We start from the raw sequence: 14458 nt of genomic DNA on the forward strand, positions 1-14458 counted from the left end.
GCGGGGTGCTGGCAAACCTCGCAGCCACCGGCGTCGACCACCTCGTCAAGGTCGCCAAGCACGGCCTGAAGCTGATCCAGTACCGCCCGCACCTCGTCGACGGCTGCCTCACCGAGACCGGCCTGACCATTGGTCCGACCCAAACGTGACCTTGCTACCTCACGCATTAAAGATCAGTAGCGGCCGTCCTTCGGTTCGCTGTACACGACGACGGTGTTGTTGTCGCGGTCGATGAGGAGGTAGACGGGGATGTCGGCCGCCGCGTAGCCGACGGGCTTGTCGACGCGGTCGCGGCGGTCGGTGTCCCGGTCGTGGGAGGTGATCTCCACGGCCATGAGGGCGCCGTCGGCGTCTGACCACTCGCCGTGTCCCCTGAAGTGGTCGACCGGCGCCAGGAAACCGTCCGTACGGGCGCGTCCCTTGCGGTAGGCCTCGGCCTTGACTCCCCGTTCTGGCACGAGATCCAGGTCGGGACGTTGCAGCAGGCACTGGCGCACCAGCCACACGAAGATCGAACCGTGGTTGCCGTCCGGCATTGCCTTGACCTCTAGTTTTCCGTTGATGTACTCAAGCCGGACGGTCTCCGGCGCCCTGCGTTCCAGCTCCTCGAAATCCTCGACGCTCAGCGGGTCCATGGTGCGGACCCGACCGTCGACGAATTCGAGCCGTACGCGGGCCGGGGCCACGCTGGCCAGTTCCTCGAAGTCCTCGATGGGCATCTGCGGGCGTTCAGCGGTGCTGGGGGTCATGGCTTCGCCTCCTTCCCTCCATCGTGCCCCGGGGCAGTGCCGTCGGACCGTAGGAGCTGTCATATGGGTGTCCTCTCTCGTCGGTCGGCCATAGCGGCACGGATCTCGGCCGCGTGTGTACGCACGGCCCCGGCGCTCAGGGGCGCGGTGGGGCGTGGAGGCTCTGTTTCGCCTCGGCAGGGTCCGCACCTGCCGCCCGGTAGTGCCTCGGGGCGGCCGGGTGTGCGGCAGGTCGCGCACTCCAGCATGCGGAGGGGTGGGCGTGGGGGTTCTGATGCGGGCTCGGGCGGGAGCTTGGTGGTCAGGCGGCGGCGGACCAGGGCTGCCGGGTGGTGGACGGGGGTGGGGAGGCCGGCGGTCAGGGCGTGGAGTACGGCCTCGTCCGTGGCTCCCCGTGCGAACCAGTCCGTCACCAGCGGGGCGAGTTCCGCACAGTCGGCCTGGGAGAGGGACAGGGCCGGGGCCGTGCGGCCGAGGGCGGCGAGGAGGGTGTGGGCGCGGGAGCGGGTCGGGCGGGGGCGTTCCTGCGGCTCCGGTGACTCCGGTGTCTTCTCCGGTACGTCGCCCCGCGTGAACCTTGCCCACCAGTCGTCGTCCCGTGCCGTACGGGAGAACCACGTTCGGGTGATCCATCGCGGGCTGCCCGAACCGGCGATGTGTTCGCGGCCTCGGCGCAAGTGGCCTGCCCGTTGGAGGGTGTTGAGGGCCGTACGCAGGGCGCATTGGCCGTACGGGAGGTGCTTGGCCAGCGTTTTTACGGAGATGTCGGCGCCGTTGGGGAGGCGGTCGAGGTACGCGGCGATGGCGGCTTCGCGGGGCGGGAGGTGCGCGAAGTCGTGGTTGGTGCGGGGGAGTTGGTCAGGGGCGGAGCGCTTGCCGTAACCCGGATTGGCCATGGGGTGCGGGGGCGCGTGCGCGGGCAGGACGGCAGCACTAGGATTGGCTTCAGCCATGGGATCGAAACGTCCTTCGATCTCGTAGGTCAAGCCCCCGCAGGTGTTGGTAGCACCTGGCGGGGGCTGTTCGTTATGTGGGCACGCTAGACCCTTGTGACTGTGCGTGGCAAGCCGAATGCGTCAAGTCAACACGCGGGGTGGGAGGGTGGGTTGAGACCCTCCACCCATTCCTTGAAAAGAGGGCTCGGGGCTGAGGGCTTGAGCTTCGGGGCGGTCGAGATGGCGGGTTCGGTGGGTCAGCCCATGCTCTTCGCGCCGTCCAGGGACTCGCGGATGATGTCTGCGTGGCCGGCGTGCTGGGCGGTCTCGGCGATGATGTGCAGCAGCACCCTGCGGGCCGACCAGTGTGCCCCGGGCTCGTTCCAGGGGGCCTCGGGCAGCGGATGCGCTGCGTTCAGGTCGGGCAGGGCGGTGACCAACTCGTCCGTCCTGCGGGCCACCTCGGCGTAGTCCGCCAGCACACCGGCCAGTGTCTCGCCGGGCAGCATCCGGAACTCGTCGGCCCGCCGGGCCCAGTCCTCCTCGGTCATGGCGCTGAAGTCATCCGTCGCCGAGGGGCCGTTCCGGATAAAGTCCACCCAGCTCCGCTCGACCGACGTGACGTGTTTGATCAGGCCGCCCAGGCACAGTTCGCTGACGGTGGTGCGCTGCCCGGCCTGTTCGTCGGTGAGGTCGCGGGTGGTGAAGCGCAGGAAGCGCCGGTGGTGGGCCAGCGCTTCCAGCAGGTCGGCGCGCTCGTCGGTGGTGAGCGGTTCGTTGGCGGCGGTGGTGTCGCTCAGGGTGTGGCTCATGGCGTCGTTCATGGTCTCGGCCCTCCGTGGAATCCGGTTCCGTCGGTCGAGCCACACGCTAGGAGCCAATGAGGTCAGATTCTGACCTCTTGGCTCGCGTCTCCTAGGGCCTGTCCGGCGGATCATGCCGGACAGGCCCGTGGTCCCGAGGAGGGCTCAGCGCTTGAGCGTGAAGGTGAAGTCGCCGGAGAGCTTGCCGCTCAGCCGGACTGCCGAAACGAGTTTCCCCTCCGTGATCAGTCTCTCGACCTCGGCCCGCGAAAGACCGCAACCTTCAGCGATCAGTCGCACCGGCCGGACAGGGATCCGCGCCGCAAAGCGGACCGAGACGTCGATCACCTCGCGGTCCAGGTGATCCGATCCGCCGGTGTCGAGGCGCCAGGCGTTGTCCCAGTCGAGGGCGATGCGATTACGGCGCCGCACGACCGGATCCTGGAGCAGCTCAGCTGTCAGGCCAGGGTCGTTGTCATGCAGCCGGTCCAGCAGCTCAGGTCGTACGGAGCGCACATTCATCCGCTCCAGGACCGTGAGCTTTGCAGTTTCCCCGCAAGCGGTACAGAGCGCGAGGAGCCAGGCGTCGATGAGCTTGTGGTTTGCGTTGACGCGAAATTTACCGCTTGCCCTGAAGCGCTCGGACGCGCACGCGTGGCAACGGCGGCGAACGAGCGGCAGGCAGGTGGGCACGACCACCCAGTTTTTGAGCACAGAAGTACACCGGTTTCAGTGAGAAGTCCGCAGCAAAAAGAAGCGCGGCGCACATGCGCGACGCGCGACAAATCAGCGCTCGGGAGGTCTCACAGGGTGTACAACGGCACGTCCTTGACCAGACGACTTGGTTCGGCAGCACGGTAATGGCGCACAGCGGCGCTGCTCCACTGGTTTTCGAGCGCCTCACCGCCAGGTTCCATCCGGCGGTTCATGGACGAAGCCAGAGCCAGATCGCGGCGACGGTGACGGTGCCGTGGAAGACGTAGGCCCGCTTGTCGTACCTCGTGGCCACAGCCCGGAAGTTCTTGAGCCTGTTGATCGTTCGCTCGGCCTCGCTCCTACGCTTGTAGATCGTCTTGTCGAAGCCGGCGGGCCGACCGCCTTTGCTGCCCCGGCGCTTGCGGTTGGCCCGCTGGTCCCTCGGCTCGGGGATGGTGTGCCTAGGGCCTGTCCGATGAATCTTGGCCCAGTGGTGCCCTGATGAGTTCGGGGCTGACTCGCGGCACGATAGGCCTGAATGGGTATTCGATAGCCATCGGCTCATTTGGTTGGCAGGCTTCGGTCATGAACTCCCAGCTCAATGACGTGCCGAGTCGGTCCTGGCTCGGTGCCCCGATCGACGCCCGCTCTCTGTTTGCTCCGGAACACGCCGCGCTGATGGCCACGCTGCGCGGCCTGGCGCCCGCCGACTGGAGCAAGGAAGCGGTGCCGGGCTGGACCGTCCAAGATCTCGCCGCACACCTCCTGGGCGACTTCTACGGGCGCCTAGCCCGCGACCGCGACGCCCACCGGGAAGGTCCCGCCTTCGCGCCGGGCGAGACGCTGGAGGCGTTCATCCACCGCATCAACCAGGAATGGGTAGACGCCTTCTCCCGGGTGAGTCCGGCCGCGCTCACCGACACCCTCAACCTCATCGGCGGTCAGATCGCCCCGTTCTTCGAGGCCACCGACCCCAACTCCCCGTCGCTGGGTGTGTCCTGGGCCGGCGTTGACCCGGCACCGATGTGGCTGGACAGCGCCCGCGACTTCACCGAGTTCTGGACCCATCGCCAACAGATCGGCCGCGCGGTCGGCCAGGACACCGATCCTGATCCGCGGTTCCTGTCCGTGGTGCTGGACACCTTCATGCGGGCCCTGCCTCACACCCTGCGCGAGGCCGCCGCGCCGGTGGGCACGCAGGTCCAGGTGCAGATCGACGGACCGGCCGGCGGCAGCTGGACGGTCACGGCCACCGGTCCCCGCTGGTCACTCGCCGAGCCGGACGCCGGACATCCCGCCGCGCTCGTGCGTCTGGATGCGGAGGCCGCCTGGCGCCTGTGCACCCGCGGCATCCAGCCAGACACCGCCCTCGCTCGCGCCCGCATCGACGGCGACCGCGAGCTGGCCGAGGCCGCCTGCCAGATCGTGTCGATCGTCTACTGACCGCGGCCTCAATACGCCGCCCCGGCCGCGGCATCCGGTGCTCGTCAGCCGCGAAGCCACAGCCGGAGCGCGGCCACCAGCACGCTGCCGTGGAACACGTAGGCCCGCTTCTCATAGCGGGTGGCCACGGCCCGGAAGCCCTTGATCGCGTTCACGGTTCGCTCCGCTTCATTCCGGCGGCGGTAGATCTCCTTGTCGAAGCCGGTGGGCCGGCCGCCCGATCGGCCCCGGCGTTGATGGTTGGCCGTTGGTTGGCCGGCTCGGGAATGGCGTGCTTGATCTGCCGACGGCGCAGATAGCGGCGGTTGCGGCGGGAACTGTAAGCCCGGTCGGCACACAGATGATCCGGACGGGTGCGGGGATGCCCGCCGCCCGGCCGGGCGACCCGGATACGGTCCAACACCTCGATCATCTGTGGGGCATCACCCCACTGCCCGGGCGTGATGACGAAGGCGAGTGGACGCCGTCCGCCCTCGCTCGCCATATGTATCTTGCAGGTGAAACCGCCCGTGAACGGCCCAGGGCCTCATCGTCCCTGTGCCGGGCCGGGCGAACTCGCTTGCCGAGGACGCGGGGAGCGCGCCTGCGCGCCCCAGCGGCATGCTGATGGGCGCGGCAGACGGTGGAGTCCATACTCACCAGTGACCAGTCGATCCGCCCGTCGGCATCGGCCTGGGCCTGGACGGCACGGAGAATCCTCTCCCACGTGCCATCCGCCGACCAGCGGCGATGCCGGTCGTACACCGTCTGCCACTTCCCGAACCGTGACGGCAGATCGAGCCATGGAATCCCTGTGCGCAGCCGGAACAAGATCCCGTTGATCACTCTCCGATGGCACTTCCGCCGCCCGCCCCGACCAGCGTTCTTCGGCAAGTACGGCTCCAACCGGGCCCACTCCGCGTCACTGACCCACCAGACACGGCCTAGCCGCGTTTGAGGTCGTCGACGAAGTCCGCCCACGCCTGGGCCCGGAACACGAGCTTCGGGCCCCGGGGGTTCTTGGAGTCGCGGACGGGGACGAGGGCCGGGTCGCCGTCGGCGACTTCGAGGCAGTCGTCGCCGCCTCCGGCGCTGTATGTCGACTTGCGCCAGCGGGCGACTTCCAGGCAGTTGTCGCCGCCTCCGGCGCTGTAGCTCGACTTGTGCCAGACGGCCGTGCTCAGGTCGTAGTCAGGGATGTTCCTCATGGGCGTAATCCTGCGCCAATGCCTCGATCAAGGCTAGGGACTTCTCCGGCGGGAGTGCGGAGGCCGTGAGGAGTTCGAAGGTGAACTTCAAGTGGGCGACGGTGGCGGGGTCGTCTTCCAGCCGTCCGGTGCGAGCCCCCTCGAAGTAGACCAGCGGAGGGGCGTCCTCGAAGTCCATCAGCTTCAGCGAGCCCCCCATCGCCGTGTGCGCTCCCGCGTCGAACGGCAGTACCTGCACGATGACCCGGCCCCGGCGGGCCAGGCCCGCGATGTGGCGCAGGGCCTCCGCCATCACCGCCCGGCCACCGGCCTCCCGGCGCAGCGCCGCCTCGTCAAGCACCACCCACAACAACGGCTTTGTTGGGTGATCGAGCAGGCGGGTCCGCGCCATCCGGCCTTCCAACCACTCGTTGAGGGTCTCCTCCGGTGTCGTCGGGTCGTGCGCGCGGTTCACAGCCTGTGCGTACGCGGGCGTCTGGAGCAGCCCGGGGATCAGCATCGGCGCGTACTGGCGGATCTCTGTGGCCTCCGCCTCCGCCTCTGCTGCCTCGGCGAAGTGTTCGGGGTACCGGGACTTGGCCACGGCCGTGCAGTTCCGCGAGAAAAAGTCCTCCGTCCCCAGCTCTTCGTCCAGCAACCGCGCATGATCCGGCTGCATCCGCCGCGTACCGGCCTCCAGTTGGCCGATGAACGAACCGCTCACGAAAATCCGCCCGCCCAGTTCGTCCTGGCTGAGGCCCGCCTTCTCCCGCGCATGGCGGAGTTCGGCGCCCAGCAGGGCGCGGGGCGACGACGACGGGTCGAGGTCCTTCGGTCCTGACATGGCAACTCCCTGTCGTACAGATGGGGTTGTTGGGGCGCCGTATCTGGCCAGGTTAGACGTCGAGCGGACACGCTGTGTGGTGAAAGTGGAACTCAGCGTGGAGGAAGTGCGCATGGTGGAGAGAGCGGCGAGCGAACGGGTGCGGTCGACCGAGGAGGTCGTGGAGGAGCTTCGGGAGGCGTTGCGCGGGGTCGGGATCGGGTTGCCGTCACTGGGGGTGGACCCGGTGACGGGCGCGAGCGACAGGCCGTTCCCGCTGGTGGAGTTGGGGCGGTGCAACGTGCGGGTGGCGGCGCAGCTGGCCGCCGTACTGCGTCGGGCGGGGTCGGAACCGTGAGCGGACGGTCGTACGCCGTGGATCTGCGGGACGGGCGGATCGGTGAGGTCATGGGGCGCGTGGGCGGTTACGTGCAGCTGCGGCCGGTGGGCGGTGGGCGGGAGTGGGACTGTCCGCCGGGGCGGCTGGGGGAGGCGGCGCCGTCCGATGTGCTGCGGGAGCGGGTGCGGCGGATGAACTGGGACTCAAGCGTCGACTCCCGCGCCCGTGAGTGGGCCGAGCGGCCGGTGATGCTCGGCGGTGTCGGGGATCACAGCGCGGGGCGGGAGGAGGGTGGAATGCCCTGACGGGTGGGGCCGTTGACGCGTGGGAGAAATTTATGTGCATGCGCATACCACTTGGTCAACCAGGAGGAGTCCCCACGTGACCGCCACCCCCGCCGAGCCCGCCGTGTCCCGGGCCGCCGAGATCCTCTCCCGTCCCGTCTCGATCAACGGTCTGACCGTCCCGAACCGTATCGCGATGGCGCCGATGACCCGGCAGTTCTCGCCCGGCGGCATACCCGGCGAGGACGTGGCGTCGTACTACGCGCGCCGTGCCGCCTCGGGTGTGGGCCTGATCGTCACGGAGGGCACGTACGTCGGGCACGAGTCGGCCGGGCAGAGTGACGGCATCCCCCGTTTCCACGGTGAGGAGCAGCTCGCGGGCTGGGCGAAGGTCGCCGAGGCCGTGCACGCGGCGGGCGGGAAGATCGTGCCGCAGCTGTGGCACATCGGCATGGTGCGCAAGACGGGCGAGCCGCCGTTCGCGGACGCGCCCGCGATGGGTCCGTCGGGTCTGCGCCTGGACGGCACCGCCGGTACGGGCAAGGAGATGACCCAGCGGGACGTGGACGACGTCATCGCCGCCTTCGCCGAGGCCGCTGCCGCCGCCGAGCGCATCGGCTTCGACGGTGTCGAGCTGCACGGCGCGCACGGCTACCTGATCGACCAGTTCCTGTGGTCGGGCACCAACCGCCGTACGGACGCGTACGGCGGCGACATCGTCTCCCGTACGAAGTTCGCGGCGGAGATCGCGGCGGCGGTGCGCGACTCGGTGTCGCCGTCCTTCCCGGTCGTGTTCCGGTACTCGCAGTGGAAGCAGGAGGCGTACGACGCGCGCCTCGCCGAGACCCCGGAGGAGCTGGAGGCGATGCTCACCCCGCTGGCGGCGGCCGGTGTGGACGCTTTCCACGCCTCCACCCGCCGCTACTGGGTCCCGGAGTTCGAGGGCTCGGACCTCAACCTCGCGGGCTGGACGAAGAAGCTCACGGGCAAGCCCGCCATCACCGTCGGCTCGGTCGGCCTCGACGGCGACTTCATCCGCATGTTCGCCGGTGAGGGTGCCCCGACCAAGGGCATCGACGACCTGTTGGACCGCCTGGAGGCCGAGGAGTTCGACCTCGTCGCGGTCGGGCGCGCGCTGCTCCAGGACCCTCAGTGGGCGGCGAAGGTGCTGGCGGGGCGGGTCGGGGAGCTTTCGGCGTACGACGTGGCGTCGCTGGGGTCGTTGAGCTGAGCCAGTGGTCCTGAGAAGTGAGTGAGAGCTTCGGCATCGGCGTTCATTGAACGCCGATGTCCGGGTGCAGGGGCGATGCCGGTTCGATATTCACTTCGCCTCACGGTGAGGCATACTGAAAAGCGGTAACTGTATGCCTGGAGGTGGCGATGTCGCGTACCATGATCGACCTCGACGATGCACTCGTCTCTGAAGCCGCCGAGATACTGGGCACGACGACCAAACGGGCCACGGTCAACGGCGCGCTGGCGGAGTTCGTGGCTGCGGCGAAGCGGCGGCACTTCGTGGAGTTGCTGGAAGAAGGAGTGCTCGACGACCTGGCGGACCCTGAAGTGATGGAGGGGGCGTGGCGGTAGAGCGGTTCCTGGTCGACAAGAGCGCGTGGGAGCGTTTCAGGCACCCCCCGGTCAAAGCCCGGCTGTTGCCCCTCATCGACCGAGGCCTGGTCGCCACATGCGCGGTGGTGGATCTGGAGATCCTTTACAGCACCCGGAACGGGACGGACCATGCCCGGATCAAAATGGTGCGCGAGGGCTTCGACTGGCTGCCGATGACCGATGAGATCGGGGTTCGCTCGGTGGAGGTGCAGGGGTTGCTGGCTGCCAAGGGGCAGCACCGCCGCACGTCGGTCGCGGACCTGTTGATCGCCGCCACGGCAGAGCGGCACGGCGTGACCGTGATGCACTATGACGCGGACTATGACGGCATCGCGGAAATCACCGGCCAGCCCACCGAATGGGTCGTGGAGCGCGGCTCCCTGCCGTGAGTCAGCGTGTGCCTACAGGTTCCCCATCGGCTCGATGTCCACTCTCACCGGCTCGCCCCAGATCCGTAGCACCTCGTAGTCCGTGAACTCGTGGACCAGGCGGTACGCCATCGCCGGGCGTGGGCCCCGGCGCTCGGCGGCGAGGTAGAGCTCGGCCTCGCGGCGGTCCCGGCGCGGGGTGCCGCAGAGCTGCCAGGCCTGGCCGGTCCACGCCTCCGGGAGCCAGCGCTGCTGGGGCTGGGGGCGGTCGCCGCGGATGCCGTAGCGGGAGGGGGCCGGGTCGGTGGGGCGTGTGGGGCGGGGGCCGCCGTTCAGCTCGGTGCGGCGGGCGGCGCGGCGGCGGGTCTCGCAGAGGAGGCAGCGGTCGGGGGCGTCCTCGTCGACCGGGCCGTTCGGGTGCTCGGCGCAGCGGGTGGTGGGGGCGGCCGTGGTCACCGTCTCGTCGAGCAGGTCCAGGGCGCGCTTCAGGTCGGCCTTGACCTCGTGCAGCTTCGCGTCCGGGGTGTCGGAGGCCAGGGCCTCGCCGTGCTCGCCGAGGAGGCGCAGGGCGCGGCCCAGTGCGGTCAGTTGTGCGTGGTTCACCGTGGTCGTTCCCTCCTGGCTGCCGATTCCTGCTGCACGCAGCCTGTCACGTGCCACTGACAGTCCCCCGTACTGGGCTATTCCGGCTACTCCGGCTATTCCGGCTACTCCGGCTGGGACGACCGGTCGAGGCGGGTGCGCTGGGCCGGGGTGAGACGGAGGCCGGTGGCGGCGAGGTTCTCCTCCAGGTGGCCGGTGCGGGTGGTGCTGGGGATCGGGAGGACGACCGGCGAACGGTCGAGGAGCCAGGCGAGCGCGACCTGGGTGGCGGTCACGCCCAGCTCGGCCGCCACGGCGGCGACCTCGGCCCGCGCGCCGGACGTTCCGTGCGCGACGGGCCGCCACGGCAGGAACGCGATGCCCGACGCCGTACAGGCTTCGAGCACCGGCTCGTGCTCGCGGTCGAGCAGGTTGTAGCGGTTCTGCACGCTCGCGATGTCGACGATCTCCCGCGCCCGGTCGAGTTCGGCGACGGTGACCTCGGACAGCCCGATCCGGCCCACCTTGCCCTCCGTCCGGAGTTCCCGCAGCGTGCCCAGCTGGTCGGCGAGCGGGGTGTCCGGGTCGATGCGGTGCAGCTGGAGCAGCTCGATCCGTTCGACGCGCAGTCGGCGCAGCGCCTCGTCGACCTGGGCGCGCAGCACGTCGGGCCGCCCGTCCAGCCGCCCCTCGCCCGACGGCGACCGCGAGACGCCGACCTTGGTGGCGACGAGCAGGTCGTCCGGGTAGGGGTGCAGGGCCTCGGCGAGGAGTTCCTCGTTGGCTCCCCAGCCGTACATATGCGCCGTGTCGATCAGCGTGACGCCCAGGTCGACGGCTCGCCGGGCGAGTGCGAGGGAGGCCGCGCGGGCGTCGGCGGGCTCGGTCGCCAGGTGCATGGCGCCGAAGCCGAGCCGTCGCACCTCAAGGTCTCCGCCGATGCGGAACGTGGTCGATGTCATCAGCCGTTCTCCTCTCTCTGGGCCACATCCGGGGCTCCCACTTGGGCTCCCACTTGGGCTCTCGCTTGGGCTCTCGCTTGGCCAAAGGGGCGACGGTAACAGGGAGTTGACCCCTCCGGGGTGGCTGATCCGAGCAGGGCCGCCCAGCGTCACATCGTGTGACCCCCCGTGTTTTGGACGGGTGCTTCTTCTCTCCTTCTTCTGCGCTGGATCAGTGCTGTACGGGCGTTAACCGGCCCCCGGACACAGTGGCGTTGCCCGCTTCACCAGGGAGAACGGGCCGATGACCCCGTGCACACGACCGGAAGGAAAGAGCCATGAGCGTAGTCGGGCAACCGCAGCGCAGAGCCGTACTCACGGGAGGGCTGCTGGCCTCCGCGGCGCTGATCACCGGCTGTTCGTCGAAGTCGGACAGCACGGGGACGACGGAGAAGACGGCGGCGGCCGCGGGGGCGTCGACGAGCCCCTCGCCGGCCACGGCCCCGCGGCCCGACTCGCCGTCGACGGCGTTCGAGAGGCTGATGGAGGGCAACCGGCGCTGGGTGGACGGGACCCTCCAGCACCCCGACCAGGACCCCGCCCGACGTGAGGCCGTCGCCGATGCGCAGCATCCTTACGCCGTGATCGTGTCGTGCATCGACTCCCGAGTCCCGCCGGAGGTCGTCTTCGACACCGGGATCGGCGACCTGTTCGTGATACGCACCGGCGGGCATGTGATGCAGCCGGTGGTCACCGGTTCCGTCGAGTACGGACCCGTGGCGGAGGGGACCCCGCTGATCGTCGTGCTCGGGCATCAGAGCTGCGGCGCCGTCAAGGCGTCGTACAAGGCGATACACGACGGCGAGAAGCTGCCCGGCAACCTGCAGGCGATCCAGCGGACCCTGCGGCCGGCGTACGACGCGGCCCTCCAGCAGCGCACGGACGACCCCGTCGAGGCCATGGTCCGCAGCCACATCCGGCAGACCGCCGCCGAACTGCGGTCCAACAAGAGCCTGGCCCCGATGGTGAAGAAGGGCGACCTGGCCGTCGTCAGCGCCTACTACTCGCTCGACACCGGCGAGGTGGAGATCATGGGCGGCAAGCCTTCCTGACGGAAGCAGTACGGAAGCAGTAACGGGAGCAGTAGAAGCAGTAACGGAAGCAGTAGGGGACACCGGTCAGCGGGCCGCCGCCGCCTCCAGCGCGGCCCGCAGGTGGCCCCCGTTCGCTTCCAGGAGGCGAGCGGCGGTGGGGCCGTCGATGTCGGCGAGGAGGGTGAGGACGGCGTTCTTGACCTTGCCGTCCGTCGCCGCGAGGGCCCGTTCGATCTCCTCGTCCGCCGCGCCGGTCGCCAGGGCGACGATACGGCGCGAACGGGCCCGGAGCTTCTCGTTCGAGGCCCGTACGTCGACCATCAGGTTCCCGTACGTCTTGCCGAGGCGGATCATCGTGATCGTCGACAGCATGTTGAGGACGAGCTTCTGGGCCGTGCCCGCCTTGAGACGGGTCGAGCCGGTGACCAGCTCCGGGCCGACGACGACCTCGATGCCGTGGTCCGCGGCGGCCGCGAGCGGGCTGTCGGCGTTGCAGGACAGGCCGATGGTCAACGCGCCCTTCGTACGGGCGTGTTCGACGGCGCCGACCGCGTACGGGGTGCGGCCGGAGGCCGAGACGCCGACCACCGTGTCGTCCGGCGTCAGCGACAGCGCGTTCAGGTCCCGTACCGCCAGTTCCGCGGAGTCCTCCGCCCCCTCCACCGACGTGACCATCGCACTCGGGCCGCCCGCGATCAGGCCCACCACCTGCGCCGGGTCCGTGTTGAACGTCGGCGGGCACTCGGAGGCGTCCAGCACGCCGAGCCGTCCGGCGGTGCCCGCGCCCGCGTAGATCAGGCGGCCGCCCCGGGCCATCCGGGCCGCCAGCGCGTCGATCGCGGCGGCGATCACCGGGAGCCGCGTGGCCACGGCCGCGGACACGGTCGCGTCCTCGCCGTTCATGATCTTCGCGATGTCCAGCGTCGGCAGCCGGTCGATCTCCGACAGCTCGGGCCGGAACGCCTCGGTCGTCAGCGTCTCCAACTCGGCTCGTACGTCGTGTACGTGGCGTACGTCGTGTACGTCATGGACCTCGTGTACGTCATGGTGGTCGGCTTTCACGGGGCAGGCTCTTTTCGGTGCGCTGGTTCGGTGCTGTGGTGCTGTGGTTCGGTGTGATCGACAGTCTCTGCCTGTCGTTACCGTTACCGTCACCGCGACGCGGAACCACTCCGATGCCGGTGTGCCAACGCCTCGTACGACGCCGACAGCGCCGGTGCGGCCGACTCGTACGTTCGCTGTGCCACCCCGATGAACAGGCAGTCCACGACGAGCAGCTGACTGGTCCGGGAGGACATGGCCGCCGGCCGCAGCTCGCTCTCGCGGGCCGTGGAGGTGGTGAGGACGTGGTCGGCGTACTGGGAGACGGGCCCGTCGGGGCGGCCGGTGATCGCCACCGTCGTGGCACCGTGCTCGAAGGCGACGCGCAACGGCTCGATGACGTCACCCGTGGAGCCCGAGTGGGTGATGGCGATGGCCATGTCCTTCGCGCGCAGCTGTACGGCGTTGGTGACGGCGAGGTGCGGATCGCTGTGCGCGTGGGCGATCAGCCCTATACGCAGGAGCTTCTGGGTCAGGTCCTGCGCGACCAGGCCGGAGGCCCCGACCCCGTACACGTCGATCCGCCGGGCCGCCGCGAGGGCCGCGACCGCCGCGCCGAGCTGAACCGTGTCCAGGCCGGCCGCCGTGTCGGCGAGCGTCTGCTGCTCGTCGTACGCGAGCTTCGCCACGACCTCGGCGATCGGGTCGTCCACCGCGATGTCCGCCGTCACAGCGGGCGCCCGGCCCGACTGCTGCTGAGCGGCGAGCCCGGCGAGGGCGAGTCGCAGGTCGCGGTAGCCGGGGTAGCCGAGAATGCGGGCGGTACGGACGACCGTCGCCTCGCTGGTGCCGGTGAGCTCGGCGAGACCGGTGACCGTGAGCGCCGCGCACCCGGCCGGATCTCCGGCAACGGCCTCGGCAACCCGCTGCATGGACCGGGTCATGGTCGGCGCCAACGTCCGCACTTTGGCGGCCAGGGCAGCGGGGGCGGGCGGGGCGTTTCGGGGCGGGGCGGCTTGCTTGGCCTGGCTGGCCTGTTTGGCCTGCTTGGTCCGCCTGGCTTGTCCTGCCGCGCCCGTCGCGTCCGCCGAGCCCCCCACATCCGCGAAAGTTTCCTTCACTTCATCGCTCACGATCTGAAAGCTATTTTCCATTCGGAGGTACGGTCAAGGGTGCGCACAATGGGTGCATGGACCCCACTGACGACCCCATCAGCCCCCTGGAGCAGGTGTTGCACGCGGCGCGTGCCCTCGTGCTTGCTGATCTGGTGGCGGGGGAGGTTGCCGAGGCGGATGTCGTGTCGCTGGTCGAGGACTCGGTGGTTCAGCGTCGCTGGTGGGTCGAGCAGTGGCCGGAGGGGGCGGACTATGTGGCCGGGCTGGTTGCCCAGGACGTGCAGGACGCTCTCCTGGAACGCTACGGCCGCTGGCCCCTCTGCCCGGTCTGCGGCTCCGGCGACCCTCACGCTCTCGACGTCGAACCGGAACTGGGTGCCGACCCGCACTGGGTCTGTCATAAGGCGGGCGTGAAGGTGGCGGCGGTGGGCTCGTTGAGGTCGGCGACCGGCGGGATGCCGTTCTCGTGA

At 69.6% G+C, this 14458-nt stretch carries 18 protein-coding genes and 2 pseudogenes; 8 read left to right on the forward strand and 12 right to left on the reverse strand.

The features are described from left to right. Positions 1-173: 173 nt before the first annotated feature. The 5 genes and pseudogenes from ACWD3C_RS12535 to ACWD3C_RS12555 form a co-directional block, all read right to left on the reverse strand. A complete protein-coding gene (locus ACWD3C_RS12535; protein ID WP_451142946.1) occupies positions 174-749 on the reverse strand; it encodes a Uma2 family endonuclease in 576 nt (191 codons plus the stop codon). 59 nt (positions 750-808) lie between these two features. Continuing rightward, entirely contained in the window at positions 809-1702 is an 894-nt protein-coding gene (locus ACWD3C_RS12540) for a hypothetical protein (protein WP_451142948.1), read from the reverse strand. Between the two features lie 239 nt (positions 1703-1941). Then, a complete protein-coding gene (locus ACWD3C_RS12545) occupies positions 1942-2508 on the reverse strand; it encodes a DinB family protein (protein WP_451142950.1) in 567 nt (188 codons plus the stop codon). A 144-nt stretch (positions 2509-2652) separates the two neighbouring features. Continuing rightward, positions 2653-3201 carry a DUF1062 domain-containing protein gene (locus tag ACWD3C_RS12550; RefSeq protein WP_451142952.1) on the reverse strand — a complete coding sequence of 183 codons (549 nt, stop codon included), beginning with the start codon at positions 3199-3201 and terminating at the stop codon, positions 2653-2655. A gap of 211 nt (positions 3202-3412) precedes the next feature. Then, a pseudogene (locus ACWD3C_RS12555) lies at positions 3413-3652 on the reverse strand (transposase); the annotation flags it as partial. 116 nt (positions 3653-3768) lie between these two features. On the opposite strand from ACWD3C_RS12555, the gene ACWD3C_RS12560 reads away from it, so the two are divergent. Then, the gene (locus ACWD3C_RS12560; protein ID WP_451142954.1) at positions 3769-4626 is read left to right on the forward strand and encodes a maleylpyruvate isomerase family mycothiol-dependent enzyme; all 858 of its coding nucleotides are present in this window, start codon (positions 3769-3771) and stop codon (positions 4624-4626) included. A gap of 44 nt (positions 4627-4670) precedes the next feature. On the opposite strand, the pseudogene ACWD3C_RS12565 reads toward ACWD3C_RS12560, so the two are convergent. From ACWD3C_RS12565 to ACWD3C_RS12575, 3 genes and pseudogenes are all read right to left on the reverse strand, one after another. Beyond that, positions 4671-5511 (reverse strand): annotated as a pseudogene (locus tag ACWD3C_RS12565) (IS5 family transposase). Positions 5512-5549: 38 nt separating this feature from the next. After that, positions 5550-5813, reverse strand: a complete 264-nt coding sequence (locus ACWD3C_RS12570) for a DUF397 domain-containing protein (RefSeq protein ID WP_451142956.1) — start codon at positions 5811-5813, stop codon at positions 5550-5552. Next, positions 5797-6636, reverse strand: coding sequence for a helix-turn-helix domain-containing protein (locus ACWD3C_RS12575; RefSeq protein ID WP_451142958.1), 840 nt, complete (start codon positions 6634-6636; stop codon positions 5797-5799). Before ACWD3C_RS12575 ends, ACWD3C_RS12570 begins: the two co-directional genes overlap by 17 nt. A 112-nt stretch (positions 6637-6748) precedes the next feature. Here ACWD3C_RS12575 and ACWD3C_RS12580 point away from each other — a divergent pair, with 112 nt between their 5' ends. From ACWD3C_RS12580 to ACWD3C_RS12600, 5 genes are all read left to right on the forward strand, one after another. Continuing rightward, positions 6749-6973: a hypothetical protein gene (locus ACWD3C_RS12580; protein ID WP_451142960.1), complete on the forward strand. Its 225-nt coding sequence runs from the start codon at positions 6749-6751 to the stop codon at positions 6971-6973. Next, entirely contained in the window at positions 6970-7260 is a 291-nt protein-coding gene (locus ACWD3C_RS12585; RefSeq protein WP_451142962.1) for a hypothetical protein, read from the forward strand. The genes ACWD3C_RS12580 and ACWD3C_RS12585 overlap by 4 nt, the downstream gene beginning before the upstream one ends. A 76-nt stretch (positions 7261-7336) precedes the next feature. Further along, positions 7337-8470 (forward strand): NADH:flavin oxidoreductase, encoded by a 1134-nt coding sequence (locus tag ACWD3C_RS12590; RefSeq protein WP_451142964.1) that lies wholly within the window; start codon positions 7337-7339, stop codon positions 8468-8470. 149 nt (positions 8471-8619) lie between these two features. Beyond that, entirely contained in the window at positions 8620-8826 is a 207-nt protein-coding gene (locus ACWD3C_RS12595; RefSeq protein ID WP_451142966.1) for a type II toxin-antitoxin system VapB family antitoxin, read from the forward strand. After that, entirely contained in the window at positions 8817-9236 is a 420-nt protein-coding gene (locus ACWD3C_RS12600; protein ID WP_451142968.1) for a PIN domain-containing protein, read from the forward strand. Before ACWD3C_RS12595 ends, ACWD3C_RS12600 begins: the two co-directional genes overlap by 10 nt. Before the next feature lie 12 nt (positions 9237-9248). Here ACWD3C_RS12600 and ACWD3C_RS12605 read toward each other — a convergent pair whose 3' ends face one another. Further along, on the reverse strand, positions 9249-9818 hold the full coding sequence (locus tag ACWD3C_RS12605) for a hypothetical protein (protein ID WP_451142970.1): 570 nt from the start codon (positions 9816-9818) through the stop codon (positions 9249-9251). A gap of 104 nt (positions 9819-9922) precedes the next feature. After that, complete coding sequence (locus ACWD3C_RS12610; protein ID WP_451142972.1) at positions 9923-10759, reverse strand: aldo/keto reductase; 837 nt, start codon at positions 10757-10759, stop codon at positions 9923-9925. A 317-nt stretch (positions 10760-11076) separates the two neighbouring features. On the opposite strand from ACWD3C_RS12610, the gene ACWD3C_RS12615 reads away from it, so the two are divergent. After that, positions 11077-11850 carry a carbonic anhydrase gene (locus ACWD3C_RS12615; protein ID WP_451142974.1) on the forward strand — a complete coding sequence of 258 codons (774 nt, stop codon included), beginning with the start codon at positions 11077-11079 and terminating at the stop codon, positions 11848-11850. A gap of 66 nt (positions 11851-11916) precedes the next feature. Here the strand turns inward: ACWD3C_RS12615 and murQ are convergent, their stop codons facing one another. Together murQ and ACWD3C_RS12625 are read right to left on the reverse strand one after the other, a co-directional pair. After that, positions 11917-12816 carry an N-acetylmuramic acid 6-phosphate etherase gene (gene murQ, locus ACWD3C_RS12620; RefSeq protein WP_451143211.1) on the reverse strand — a complete coding sequence of 300 codons (900 nt, stop codon included), beginning with the start codon at positions 12814-12816 and terminating at the stop codon, positions 11917-11919. Between the two features lie 167 nt (positions 12817-12983). Further along, positions 12984-14006, reverse strand: coding sequence for a MurR/RpiR family transcriptional regulator (locus tag ACWD3C_RS12625; RefSeq protein ID WP_451142976.1), 1023 nt, complete (start codon positions 14004-14006; stop codon positions 12984-12986). A 56-nt stretch (positions 14007-14062) separates the two neighbouring features. Between ACWD3C_RS12625 and ACWD3C_RS12630 the strand changes: the two genes are divergently transcribed. Further along, the gene (locus ACWD3C_RS12630) at positions 14063-14458 is read left to right on the forward strand and encodes a hypothetical protein (RefSeq protein ID WP_451142978.1); all 396 of its coding nucleotides are present in this window, start codon (positions 14063-14065) and stop codon (positions 14456-14458) included.

This window comes from Streptomyces sp. NPDC002845 (assembly GCF_053591955.1).

Bases quoted from the DNA above. Each gene is read 5' to 3' on its own strand.
- ACWD3C_RS12560 (WP_451142954.1), top strand. From the start codon at position 3,769: ATGAACTCCCAGCTCAATGACGTGCCGAGTCGGTCCTGGCTCGGTGCC.
- ACWD3C_RS12580 (WP_451142960.1), top strand. From the start codon at position 6,749: ATGGTGGAGAGAGCGGCGAGCGAACGGGTGCGGTCGACCGAGGAGGTC.
- ACWD3C_RS12570 (WP_451142956.1), bottom strand. From the start codon at position 5,813: ATGAGGAACATCCCTGACTACGACCTGAGCACGGCCGTCTGGCACAAG.
- ACWD3C_RS12610 (WP_451142972.1), bottom strand. From the start codon at position 10,759: ATGACATCGACCACGTTCCGCATCGGCGGAGACCTTGAGGTGCGACGG.
- ACWD3C_RS12595 (WP_451142966.1), top strand. From the start codon at position 8,620: ATGTCGCGTACCATGATCGACCTCGACGATGCACTCGTCTCTGAAGCC.
- ACWD3C_RS12615 (WP_451142974.1), top strand. From the start codon at position 11,077: ATGAGCGTAGTCGGGCAACCGCAGCGCAGAGCCGTACTCACGGGAGGG.
- ACWD3C_RS12535 (WP_451142946.1), bottom strand. From the start codon at position 749: ATGACCCCCAGCACCGCTGAACGCCCGCAGATGCCCATCGAGGACTTC.
- ACWD3C_RS12545 (WP_451142950.1), bottom strand. From the start codon at position 2,508: ATGAACGACGCCATGAGCCACACCCTGAGCGACACCACCGCCGCCAAC.
- ACWD3C_RS12630 (WP_451142978.1), top strand. From the start codon at position 14,063: ATGGACCCCACTGACGACCCCATCAGCCCCCTGGAGCAGGTGTTGCAC.
- ACWD3C_RS12575 (WP_451142958.1), bottom strand. From the start codon at position 6,636: ATGTCAGGACCGAAGGACCTCGACCCGTCGTCGTCGCCCCGCGCCCTG.
- ACWD3C_RS12540 (WP_451142948.1), bottom strand. From the start codon at position 1,702: ATGGCTGAAGCCAATCCTAGTGCTGCCGTCCTGCCCGCGCACGCGCCC.